The following is a 12,594-nucleotide window of genomic DNA, read 5'->3' on the forward strand; positions in this document are numbered from 1 at the left end:
CATTACGAAGGCGATGAACTGCTTCATGTTCCGTCCCTGGTTAGCCTGCCTCAACGCGTGAAGCCGTGTTTCTCTCCTTAAGTTTTGACGTTTTTTGATCCGACATAGGGAGGCCATCTGAGGTGCTGGTACCCCGGTTTGGCATGCCTGGGATAATCAGGCAGCGGCCTTGTGGCGAGCGGCGGCCGCGGTGTCATGGATCGCATCGAATTCCGGCGTGGTTGAGCCCTCGGGTCCGCGCCAGGTATCGAACGGATCTGCGTTGACGCATTCAACGACGTGCGTCGGCAGGCGCTGAAGTACCGGCTGGAACAGGCCGATCGACCGGTGTCCGAAATGGCCGAGCTTCTTGGACTGATTTATGTCGTCAATGATGATGCCGTCCCAGTCACCGGAGGTCGCGAGCTCCTCAAAAAGGTCGGTGCGCATCCACTGCCGGCCTGTCAGTCCGCCGTCCTCCGTGCTCTGGAGGTCATAGAGCCGAAGATCCTTGGGGCGTTGAGCGATGAATAGCCGGCCCTTCGTCTTCCAGGACGCGGGCATGATTTCATCCTGCCCGCCTTCCCGCAGGCGCACTTTGATCCAGGCAGTTTCGCCGTCGAAGGTATAGCCCAGTCTCTCGAGGAAGTTCTTCGCATCCCGGTTGCTGGGATGATTATCAAGGACTCTGTATGAGTCCATCCGGCCGTAACGGTTTCGCTCGGCCTCCATGTGCGCGACGTTGAAGCCCATCGCCGAGAAGATTGTCTCGTGGAAGCTACTGTGCGGGATAAAGAAGTCGTCCAGCGAATAGCTTGCGAAGCCGGTCAAGACCTCGGAGCCGCTTTGCGCGCAGTAAGATTGTGCGATCTCCGGCTCCTCGGCAAACCAGAGCAGCCTTTCCCAGCAGGTCGCTCGGAGCGGTCCATCGAAGGGTTCGATCGTCCCGTGAAACAGCAGGTCACGAGCGGCCGTGCGTGGCGTCTCGGCTGCCCGTAGGTGATCGGCCAACCACTCGGGAATCACGGTCATATTCTTTCCTTTGATCGTTCCTCATCCCGCAAGTTCAAAGCTGTCGGGCCGCGCCAGCTTCCAGGCAGAAGCGTAGAAGCTGTGCCCGCACTGCCCGAGCAATTCGCCGTCGGTCAGGAACGCGTGAAGTTGCGATAACAGGCGGATCTCCGTTGGACTGACCCGTCGTGCCATATGGTGCAGCCCGAGATGTGCTGACCTTAACCTGTGATCGAAGCCCCGCGCCGGTCAAGGTGTTGTGGACGAACAGCAGTCCTCCCCGTCACCGACTAGCGCGAGCGGCCCGGCCGAGATTTGCTCTTCGACCCTTGGCTCGAGTTCTTTGAAACGATGCGACTGCCAGCGCGACCGAGGTTCATGGCGTGATCTCCTCCGGCCACCGCGTCACGCTGCGGCGCGAACCTTGCCCAGCGTATGTTTGATGGCAGTGCGGGCTTCGGTGACGTCGAGGACGCAGGCCGCTTCGTATGCGTTCTTGAAGCGTTTGGCATCGACAAGGTAGCGCATCAGCGCCTTCTTCTGGTCCGCTGTCGGCGGCCGCATCTCGAGACCACGGCAGGAGCCCGATGCTTCGGCCATCAGGAAGCGATCGCACCAGGTCATAGCTTCGTTGGACGTTGCGCAACCAAGAACGGTGATGGTGTCCTTGCCGACGCGCGACAACGCGTACCATTCTCCACCGTGGCAGAATGCGCCGGCCCATGCGTTCTGGTTACGTGCGACCATAGCGTCGCAAACCGACGCAACGCGGACGAATCTCGGCTTGGCCTGGCGCATGATCTCGATCTCGCGCATCCCGAAGTGTCGAACCACCTCCTTGGGGCGACACGGGAAGATGTTGCTGTTGTCGTTGGCCGGGCGAGGGTGGGCTTCGACCCTCATCGCCGCTTCCTGCTCTTCGAGGACACGTACCTCGATGGAACGGTGCCGCTCTGCTGCCCCTGTGAAATCGAGGAGTATGCAGTTCGTCTTGGACTCGCCCGGATACCGCAGCGGATCGAGGCTGCGCATTCCTCGCCCGACTGCCTGGAGGAAGGTGAGTTCCGAAGCCATCATGCGCAGGTTGATGACGCAGGCGGTCCGCTGATCGTCCCAGCCTTCGGCAAGCATCATGACGTTGATGACGACCTGGATGCGTCCGGCAGCGTACTCACCGAGAATGCGCTCGTTCTCCTCCTCCTTCTTGGAATGGACGCATTCAGCCACGTAGCCGCGATCACGGAATGCCTGTGCAAGCGCTTCGGCATGCGGAATGGTTGGGCAGAAGGCTACCGTCTGGCGATTATTGCAGCGCTTCTCGACCCAGTGGTCGATAACGGCATCGTGGTGGACCTGCTTATCAAGTAGCTTGCCAAGTGACGTCATGTCGTACTCGGCGCCTACGAGCGGGATGTTCTCCAGATCTGCCTTGAAGCCGGTATCGATGGTGAAGGTACGGACCGGCACTAGGATGCCAAGGTCGATCAATTCCGAGTACGTGATCTGGAACGCGATCCCTGCTGCAAAGGCAAGGGTCTGCCCATCCGAACGGTTCGGCGTCGCCGTGTAGAAGAGGATACGAACGTCTGGATTGATCTCGCGGGCGCGTTCGATGATCGCGCGATAGGTCGGTGAGGCGGCATGGTGAGCCTCGTCGACTACCAAGTGGGTGAAGAAGGGCATCTGCTTCAGGCGCCAGGGCTTGGAGACTGACTGCGCGGTGCCGAAAACGATGTCCCCGGTCCAGTCGTTGCGTCGCGCCTTGACGACCGACAGCGCTGCACCGAGGTGAGCGGTAAGCTCGCCGATCGTCTTCTTGTTCTGTCGGATCAGGAAATCGGATCCCTGGAGGATCAGGACCTTTGGCAGGACCGTCTCGATCATCTCTTCAGCGATGGTGAAGCCCATCGCTGCGGTTTTGCCGCTGCCCGTCGGCATGACGATCAGGGCAGAGCCTTCGACCTTCAGCCGTTCGCGAGTTCGGACCGTGCAGCGCTGCTGGTAGCCCCGCCGCTCATAGCCGCTCGGGATTCCTCCGAATGCCAGCATGGCTCTTCTCCAAAATTGTGATTTTCGACACGCAAAGCGCTCGACAGATCTCGGCCGTCCTTTGCTTCCCTGCACACCGGACCGGCGGATCTCCCCGCCGCGCAGCTGCTTGAAGAACGTAGGCCGAAGGGCCGAGAGATCATCGACGATGCGGGGCGGAGCCAGAGGCTCGCTGCGCCGAGAAGCGGCGATAAGGGCGGGCGCGCTTCGTTGGAATCAGCCGGTTGGCCGCGACGGCGGTCGAGTGGTTAGCGTCCGACCTTCACATCGCCGGCGGACTGTCGTTGGTGCTGCACTGAGGAGAGGGGAAGAAAGAGGAGACGCGGGCCCGGCTGGCTGGGCTCCTTTTTCTCCTTCAGCTTCGTTGATATGGTCTCAGGCTCAAGCGACGGTGACTGTTTCGCGCGCCTCGCGTTGGCGATCCACCTCACCCAGGAGCTTGTCCGTGACCCTGACAACGGCGCCGAGAGCGTTGCGGTCATCCACAGCAAGCCAGCCCTCTGCAACCGCACGGTCGACCGCGGCCTCGTGTAGGGCCTCGACCAGGAGCGGAACACCGTACGTAAGGTGTGACCCGAGCACCTGATTGATGATGCCAAACATCCTGTCGCTTCCTGCATTTCGCCAGGCGAACGAACGACGAGTATTTGGATGAATGGCCGCCATCAGAGGGTCGGGCCGCTGGTCGAGATGATGAAATTCGAAGGCTGGCTCGTCTACTAACGAGCCGAAACGGCGAAAACTGTCACCGTATTCCGCTTCGTACACCCGCTTAAGGAGGGGGCAGTACTCGGCCATGCAGTCGGCGTTGCATCCGCCGCGGTTCGGCGCTGAGCACTCGCGCTCACCATCATCCGGATACCTCCGAAAACGGCAGCCGCTCTGGAACAAGTCGAAAGACACCGCTTCAGAGCGCGGTTGCAAGGCCGACTTCCGGAGGCAGTCTGCTGCTACGAACGTGGAGGAGCGGCCCCACTCGCCGTCCGCGGGATGAACCAACCCCGCCTGCCTGAGCCGTTGGACCAAATGGTATGGCGCCTCGGTTCCGTCCGCGAACCGGTACCGTGCGTAAGGTTCGAGATCGAAGAAGTCATCAGAACGGTCCTCGGCGGGTGTGCACTCGAGAGTGGCTCCCTCGGCCATAAGACTTAGTAGAACGTCGCGAGCGTCGTTATCCTCGTCCAGGAAGGCGCTCGGATGTCCCTCGTACAGGAGCCTACGAACCCTGTCCTTCATCGCCGCGATAGTGCCTATCGCAACCTTCAGGCACGCCGCGCCGATGCCTTCGATGCCATCTATTGGATTTCCGACGTAGACGTCTCCGTGAACATGTTCAGGGGTAGGCTCCACTCGTGCCTCTGGGGTGGACAACGCGATAAGGGAAGCTGCGAGCTTCTTCTCCGGACGACTGTGCCTGTCCGAAGTAAGGAAAAAGCCGACAAAGCGGCCCTCAATCTCGCTGACGAGCATGGCTGGTTCGTAGCAGCCCGCGGGCATGGCATACTTGACCAGCTTCTGCGGATCCTCCGGAGCGCTGACATATGCCGATGGCCGCGGACACCAGAGATCCTTGCACGGCTCGGGACGTTGCCAAGGCTTCGTCAGTTCAACGGGGAGTGCGGCGGTGCCCTCAGCCAAGACATCACGGGCGATCTTGAGAAGCGGATGGAGGGCCCGCTCCTCGAACTCGAAGGGGACGTTATACCGACTGCTGATGTAGAGCGTGGCATCGAGCACCATAGGATCCTCGATCCAGACGACAGTCGTCATCAACGCTGCGATTGCTTCCAACTCCGCCTTAGGCCGCGCCAGGTCGCACCGAATGAACTCCCGGCTGTGATGCAGGTCGTACATCGGGTGGGGCAGACCCTTTTCCACCTTGCTGAAGATGATCTTGCTCATTCATTTCCCTCCACGGGTTTTATCCTCACGTGCTTCCCGGTCAGGCGTACCTGGTCATCACACTGGCCTCGTCTTGCGCCCAGTCGGCGGCGAGGAACCGATCATGAAAGGTCTGCGCCGTCTCCTGCTCCGTGGCTTCCGCCTCGGTAAGGGAAAGGGCGACCAGTTCGTGGAAGAGATGGTCGGCATCCTTATCCCACCCGGTACCAAATCGTTCCTGGAGGTCCTCAAGGCCGACCCCCGACGGAACGAACCAGCAGTTATCGTCGAGTGCAGAGGTGACAGCGATTGCCTGCTCCAGGGGGAGTGCCCCCTCCAATACTGCCTGCGCGGACTGCTTGTAGTTGCACGCGTCGCGATACAGGTAGCGGACCTCAGTGTTCGGCAGCGTCTCACGGAAGGTCTTGGTGTCGATGAGGTGGCTGATCTGAGATGCGTTCATTGTTCATCTCCTGCATTTTAGGATGGATGTTGATTTCGCCATACGAAACTCGGATACTTCGTTCATCTGGACGATGGAGTGAGACGATGGTTGACCGCGATTTGCCGACTTCGGGGCCCGACAACGGTAGTGGTCAAGGCAGCATCACCGTAGATCGTGAACGTGACGTCGTTCTTCTAACCGGCCTCCCCGATCGCGCTCTGGCGGCAAAGACGCTCGAGTACGCGCGCGATCTTCGGCAGGGTGCCGGGATTACCGAACGTGACGGGGCCGTCGGTGAGCTCCTCAACCGCATTGTGCCGGCCATGGCCCATAAGCTGGGCGTGCCGATCGACGATCACGAGCAGCGCGTAATCGTTGAGCACAGTGAACGGATGCGGGGACGCGGTGGCCCGGAGCAGACGGTTGATGACATGTCCCAAACCATTCTTCATGCCGTCCGAGATGGCAGCCGGCAGTTCCGGGACAGCGCGCTGTTCAGCCCGCCCGAGAAGGGGAATCTGGCCGCGGTCATGCTCGATCGCATGCTGCGCCAGGAAGGTATCAAGCAGGCGACGCGCCCCGACGGCAGTGTCGAACCCTATCCTGGGCCTGATGGTACAACACGCGCCGTTTCTGGCGTCGTCGGTCCGGACGCCGTCGGGACACATCCGGTCGCACGTCGCATGTTGGAGAAGACATCGGAGATGGGGCATCACCCCGTGCCGTACTGGTCGCCCGGGCATATGTTGCCGCCGCGCGACGGTGGAAAGTTCGGAAAGATGCTCTCTCCAGAGTCTCTGCTCGAGATTTCGGCGCAGCAGGTTTACGCCTCGCGGCTGCATGCTCTGTCCGATAAGGACCTGGCGGCGGAACTGGTGGAGCAGGCCCGCGATATGCGCGAGCGTCGGCCGGAAGTCGCGATTACCGGCCAGGGCGGCTATCACCGGTTTGTGGCCAACTACACCATCCCGGAAATGGGAACGCTGTACGGGCAGACCCTGCAGCCTGGTGAAGTGAACCCCCACCCTATCCGTCGGGACGATGACCAGGCGATGTTTGAGGGTGTGAGCTCCGCGGTTTTTCACGCGATCCCCGAGGGGCAGCATTATGTTGTGCGTGATCCCGACGCAGATCGGGCGAGCCTCTCTGAGAAAGTCATGTTTGCCGAGCCTTCGAGCGGCAACAGCATGGGAATGCTGCTCGATCGTGTCGCTGCAACGCTCGAGGTCGAGCGAGGTGGAGAGTATGACCGAATGGGGCGGGCCATCGCCGAAGTTGGGCGCTTCCGGGGATACGGCGACCATCATTATGCGTGGCAGCCCACGCAGCGGTCCGACGAGGAAGTCTCTCTGCGAAAGGAGCCCGCGAAAGCTGCCGAACGAACCACCCCTGAGCTTTCCGGTCCGCGGAAGGGCGCTATGGCCGCGGCGTTGGCAGCTGCGGGGATTGGGGCCAGCCGCTGAGATTCCCGGTGCGCGTGGTTATGCAGGCGTCGATTGAGCGAAAGGTAATTATGATGACTGAGGTGAATGGCGAGCGTGAGGCCCTCAAACAGGTCGGCGCAATTCTCGAAGAGTTCCGGGCGGCCGTTTCGCCGGTGGCAACATTGAGCCTTGCGCACACGTTCGTCACGGTTGCCCTCAATGAGGGCAAGAACCTCACAGAGATGGCGAGTATCATGGGGGCTAAAGTGCCGACAATCAGCCGCAACGTGCTCGACCTGGGTGAGCGAAACCGCCGGAAGACGGATGGCTATAGGCTTGTGAAGTCAGAGCAGGATCCGATGAACCTGCGGTCCAACAAGTACGCTCTGACGCCGCGCGGTCGGCAGATCGCGAACCGCCTGATCAAGATCGTGCACAACACTAAGGCGCAGGCCTAACGGCCGTCTGGGCGAGTATTCACGCGATAGAGACGATCCTTGGCGACGAGCCGTCCATCTTGAGGACGGCTCGTCAATATCCCGTCTGCTTCCATGCGTGGGAGGAGCGGCTTGAGGTGGCACCAAGACACGCTGGACTTCGTCGCGAGCTCGCACGCGCTTAATTCCTGAGATCCCAGTATCTGAATGATCATCTGATGTCGGCTCTCCTGCCTGCGCCGCTTGGAGAGGTTTCTGATTATGCGCAGGTAACCGATCATATGCGATCCCTTCTCAACAGCGTTCCAGCCGGTGACGATACTCGTCTCGGTTCCATCCTTAAACCCGGGCACTGCCAAATGGAAGTCGGGCGTCGTCAACAGAGGCAATACGACCAAAGTATTCGCGAAAGTATCGCGGTTTTCAGGATGACAAATAGTCGCCCCAGGAATAAGGTTCCCCGGTTGGTTTGCGTGGGTGGGGATTGGCTCGATGCGTCTTGGATATATAGCCGTCGTATCTTTGCTGCTTTGCGGCGTAGCCGAGGTGGCGCAGGCTCAGACCTCCTCGGGCGTCGTGCTGATGCGTCGCTCGCTGGACCCCAAGACGCGCACCTTCACCTGGCTGCCGGAGGACTGGAGCCAGTGTTCAAATAGCTGCGGGGCCGGACAGCAGACCCGGCAGGTGCAGTGCACGCTCAATGGAAAGCGGGGGGCTCCGGAGGTGAACTGCACCTCGGAAAAGCCCGAAACCATCCAAGCCTGCTACGATGTGCAAGGCTGCTCCTTCACTTGGTCCGCCGGCGAGTGGTCGGACGTTGCCGGCTGTGGAGATGTTGTCCAGACGCGTAGCCTTTCGTGCGTCCGCGGTGACGGGCAGGTAGTCTCCAACTCTGAGTGCCCGACGCCGACGCCTCCGACCGCGCAGTCGGTTCGGGATCTCCGCACCTGCTCGTACGACTGGAAGAGCAGTCAATGGTCGACGTGGTCTGACGAGTGCCAGACTGGTGCTACCTCCACGCGGAGCGTGTGGTGCGAGCGCTCGAACGGTGAGAAGGTTTCGGATGCTGAGTGTGCGAGCTCGGGGGCAAAGCCGCAGGGCTCCCAGAGCGAGGACCGCTACGGACAGTGCAGCTATACCTGGGTCGAGAAGCCTTGGGGCGCCTGGTCGTCGACCTGTGAGACGGATGCTACGCGGTCACGCGAGGTAACCTGTGTCCGTTCGAACGGGGATGAGGTCGCCCACCTCTTCTGCGAGGCGTCGTCTGCGATGCCTCGGACGACGGAGCAGAGCGATCAATACGGAAGCTGTAGCTACTCGTGGAAGGCAGAAGAATGGGGTGCTGTCGCCCCGGCGTGTGGTGTATCTGTAAAGTCTCGTGCGGTGCAGTGCATCCGGTCCAACGGAGACGTTGTTGCCGACGGATCGTGCAACGCAGCCGATCGGCCTGCCGATCAGGAGAAAGTGAACGACTATTCCACCTGCACGTACGGCTGGAAGGAAGGAAGCTGGGGAGCTCCTTCGAATAGCTGCGGGGATGCGATATCGTCTCGTTCGGTGACATGCGTTTCGTCCGACGGGCGGAATGTTGCTGACGCATTCTGCACGGCGGCGAAGCCGACGTCCTCGAAGTCCAGCTATGAAACGAGTGGGTGTTCGTACACGTGGAATGCGTCGGATCCGTGGGGTGCGCCGGTTGCGGCTTGCGGCGCGACGGTTCAAAACCGTTCGGTCACCTGCACCAGATCGGACGGTCAAACCGTTGCCGATACACTGTGCAATCTGGGCTCGCGCCCGGCTTCGCAACAAGCAGCGATCGATTACTCGACCTGTACCTATGCGTGGAAGGAAGGGGCTTGGAGTGCGCCTTCCAACATGTGCGGGGACGCGACCTCTACGCGTAGCGTCACCTGCGTGTCGTCGGATGGTCGTACGGTTGCCGACGCTTCCTGTGCGGGTCAGAAGCCCGCCGGATCGAAGTCGACGTATGAGACGAGCGGCTGCTCCTATAGCTGGAATCCGTCTCCTTCATGGGGGGCGCCGGTTCCCGCATGCGGCGCTACTGTGCAGAGCCGGTCGATTTCCTGTCTGCGTTCCGACGGCCAGACGGCATCTGACGCGTTGTGCCCGAGCGGTACCAAGCCACCCGCGACCCAGGCAGCCACGGACTATTCGCTGTGCACCTATGCCTGGCGTGAGGGCGCGTGGAGCGCTCCGTCCAAGTCGTGCGGAGACGCCACCTCGACGCGCAGCGTGACCTGCGCTTCTTCTGATGGCCGTACGGTCGCTGATACTTCCTGTACGGGGCAAAAGCCGGCCGGATCGAAGACGTCCTACGAGACGAGCGGGTGCTCCTTTAGCTGGAACGCGGCAGCACCATGGGGAGCGCCGGTTCCAGCCTGCGGAGCGACTGTACAGAACCGGCCTGTCACCTGTCTTCGGTCGGACGGTCAGACCGTTGCTGATGGATCGTGCAGCGCCGCTACGAAGCCCGCGACGCAGCAAAGCGCCACAGACTATTCGACCTGCACCTACGGCTGGACAGCTACGGCTTGGAGCAACTGGTCATCTTCTTGTGGACAGGCGACCCAGACTCGTACCGCCACCTGTCAGAGTTCGGACGGCCGATCGGTCGCCGACAGCTTCTGCGGTGCCACGGCCAAGCCTGTTGTTAGCCAGTCGGCATATCAGACGTCAGGTTGCTCCTATGCATGGCAAGCGGGCGCGTTCGGTGCGCCCGCGGCCGCTTGCGGCGCTACCACTCAGACCCGGACGGTGAGCTGCCTGCGGTCTGATGGCCAGTCGGTCGCAGACAACCTGTGCGCAGCTGGCAGCAAGCCCCCGGCATCACAGGCGGCAACCGATTATTCCAGGTGCACCTATGATTGGGTCGCGTCCGGCTGGGGCGCGTGGTCCTCGAGCTGCGGCCAGGCCAGCCAGTCCCGAACCGCGACGTGCCGGAGTTCGGACGGGCGCACTGTGGCAGATAGCTTCTGTTCGGCCGGGACGAAGCCCGCTTTGACCCAGTCCGCATATCAGACCTCGGGGTGCTCTTACGCGTGGCAGGCGGGCGCGTTCGGTGCTCCGACCGCTGCGTGTGGTGCCTCCACCCAGACCCGAAGCGTCAGCTGCCGTCGTTCGGACCTGCAGACCGTGGCTGATGCGCTGTGCCCTGCAGCAAGCAAGCCGCCTGTCACTCAGGCCACAACCGACTATTCCACCTGCACCTACGCTTGGGTTGCTTCGGGCTGGGGTAACTGGTCGTCGACCTGTGGCAATGCGACCCAGACACGGACGGCCACGTGCCGCAGCTCAGATGGTCGAACGGTCGCGGAGTCGTTCTGCTCGGCGTCTGCCAAGCCTACCCTGAGCCAGTCTGCATATCAGACGTCCGGTTGCACTTACGCTTGGCAGGCCGGCGCGTTCGGTGCGCCGGCCGCGGCGTGCGGCGCCACCACGCAGACCCGGGCCGTCACCTGCCTGCGATCTGACGCGCAGACTGTTGGCGATACCTTCTGCCCCGCAGCGAGCAAGCCATCGACCACCCAGGCGGCGACGGATTATTCCAGGTGCACCTATGCGTGGGTTGCGTCGGCGTGGGGCGCCTGGTCATCGACTTGTGGGCAGGCGAGCCAGTCTCGGACCGCGACTTGCCGGAGTTCGGATGGTCGGACCGTAGCGGACACGTTCTGTACGGCTTCCACAAAGCCAGCTCTTACCCAGTCGGCCTATCAAACCTCGGGTTGCAGCTACGTATGGCAGGCTGGCACGTTCGGGGCGCCGGTCGCCGCGTGCGGAGCCACGTCGCAATCGCGAACCGTCGCGTGTGTCCGATCGGATGGGCAGGGCGTGGCAGATTCACTCTGCCCAGCCGCATCACGGCCTTCCGCAACTCAGGCAGCGACGGATTATTCCAAGTGCACGTACACCTGGGACGCTACGGCCTGGGGTGCTTGGTCGACGTCGTGCGGTCAGGGCACGCAGACCCGAACGGTCTCTTGCAAGCGGTCGGATGGCACAAAGGTCGCCGATACCTCCTGTGCCGGAACCGAGCCGGTAAGTTCGCAGTCCGCGTATCAGGTTTCCGGGTGCAGCTTCTCCTGGAAGTCGAGTGCTTGGGGCGCCGCGGCGGCGGCTTGCGGTGCGTCGACCCAGACTCGTTCGGTGTGGTGTGAGCGGTCGGATGGGACCTCGGTAGCAGACAGCCAGTGCGGCAGCGGTAAGCCTGCCGTGACGCAGGCCGCCACCAACTACAGCGCATGCTCTTTCAAGTGGGCGTACAGCGGCTGGACGACGACCTCGCAGACCTGCGGCACTACGGTTCAATCCCGTACGGTGTGGTGCCAGCGTTCGGACGGCACCACCGTCGCCGACAGCAACTGTGGCTCCGGGAAGCCGGGGGCCACCCAGTCGCTGGCGGACTATTCGACCTGCACCTATAGCGCAGTGAACCCGGGCAACTGGTCCGCTTGGAGCAGCACCTGCTCAGCTTCGGCTGCACGTTCGAGGACCTACCAGTGCCGACGGGCCGACGGGGCGATCGTCGCGAATGCCGAGTGCACCAATCGAGGCATCAGCCTCAGCGAAGGGCAGACTTCGGCCGTGTACGACGGGTGCAGCTATTCTGTCTCTGGATGGTCGGCTTGGAGCTACAATAGCACCTGCTCGACCAGCGCCACTGCTACGCAGACGGCCACCGGATGTCGTCGTTCGGACGGGACAGCGGTTCCCGTCGCCGAGTGTTCGAGCCGAGGTACCAAAACCACGCAAACGACGACGACGTCGAACCTGACGGGTTGCGGATATAGCTGGCAGGCGGATGGATGGTCGGCCCAGCAGAATGTCTGCACGAGCGGTACGCAGACGCGTGCTGTCTGGTGTAAGCGCTCGGATGGGACCCGGGTTGATGATGGACCGTGCGGTGCGGGACGGCCCGCAGGTTCTCAGAGCTATTCGAACACGCTCGCGTGCGGCTACACCGCTTCCTACGGGGCGTGGGGTGCATGTCAGAGCAACAACCAGCGTACGCAATCGATGACCGCGTGCATCCGGTCCGATGGTGCACCGGTCGCGGCCGCTGAGTGCGTGAACCGGAACCAGGCCGCGACGAAAACGGAGGCCTGCACGACGGGCTATGCTCCAGGCGTGCAAGTAACCTCGAGGCCGCTCTATTACACCTGCGCCTATGGCCCCCCGAGCTACTTCGGGTGCACCTACATTGCCGGCTACGGGTATATGACGGAGGCAAGCTGCACTGGCACTCAGGCCGCCGCCCAGTGCCTTTCTGGCAGCGCCAGGTTCACCCCGATCAACCGGGGGACGCTCAACGGCCAATGCTCGCTTCAGTGCCAGTGAGATCGTCGGACGT

Annotated in this window: 7 protein-coding genes; 3 read left to right on the forward strand and 4 right to left on the reverse strand. The window is 62.0% G+C overall.

Annotated features, from left to right (window positions below; genetic code table 11):
- Window positions 1–156: 156 nt before the first annotated feature.
- From QP045_RS03205 to QP045_RS03220, 4 genes are all read right to left on the reverse strand, one after another.
- Window positions 157–1,011 carry a hypothetical protein gene (locus QP045_RS03205; RefSeq protein ID WP_422513508.1) on the reverse strand — a complete coding sequence of 285 codons (855 nt, stop codon included), beginning with the start codon at window positions 1,009–1,011 and terminating at the stop codon, window positions 157–159.
- A gap of 384 nt (window positions 1,012–1,395) precedes the next feature.
- Window positions 1,396–3,039 carry a DEAD/DEAH box helicase gene (locus QP045_RS03210; protein WP_422513509.1) on the reverse strand — a complete coding sequence of 548 codons (1,644 nt, stop codon included), beginning with the start codon at window positions 3,037–3,039 and terminating at the stop codon, window positions 1,396–1,398.
- A gap of 381 nt (window positions 3,040–3,420) precedes the next feature.
- On the reverse strand, window positions 3,421–4,941 hold the full coding sequence (locus QP045_RS03215; RefSeq protein ID WP_422513510.1) for a hypothetical protein: 1,521 nt from the start codon (window positions 4,939–4,941) through the stop codon (window positions 3,421–3,423).
- Window positions 4,942–4,981: 40 nt separating this feature from the next.
- Complete coding sequence (locus QP045_RS03220) at window positions 4,982–5,383, reverse strand: hypothetical protein (RefSeq protein ID WP_422513511.1); 402 nt, start codon at window positions 5,381–5,383, stop codon at window positions 4,982–4,984.
- A gap of 86 nt (window positions 5,384–5,469) precedes the next feature.
- Here QP045_RS03220 and QP045_RS03225 point away from each other — a divergent pair, with 86 nt between their 5' ends.
- The 3 genes from QP045_RS03225 to QP045_RS03235 all read left to right on the forward strand — a co-directional run bounded on the left by QP045_RS03225 (window position 5,470) and on the right by QP045_RS03235 (window position 12,581).
- Window positions 5,470–6,828 carry a hypothetical protein gene (locus tag QP045_RS03225; RefSeq protein ID WP_422513512.1) on the forward strand — a complete coding sequence of 453 codons (1,359 nt, stop codon included), beginning with the start codon at window positions 5,470–5,472 and terminating at the stop codon, window positions 6,826–6,828.
- 53 nt (window positions 6,829–6,881) lie between these two features.
- A complete protein-coding gene (locus QP045_RS03230; protein ID WP_422513513.1) occupies window positions 6,882–7,247 on the forward strand; it encodes a hypothetical protein in 366 nt (121 codons plus the stop codon).
- Between the two features lie 561 nt (window positions 7,248–7,808).
- A complete protein-coding gene (locus QP045_RS03235; protein WP_422513524.1) occupies window positions 7,809–12,581 on the forward strand; it encodes a thrombospondin type-1 domain-containing protein in 4,773 nt (1,590 codons plus the stop codon).
- Window positions 12,582–12,594 lie beyond the last annotated feature (13 nt).

Source organism: Sphingomonas sp. 3-13AW (assembly GCF_049311085.1).
GTDB lineage: Bacteria > Pseudomonadota > Alphaproteobacteria > Sphingomonadales > Sphingomonadaceae > Sphingomonas.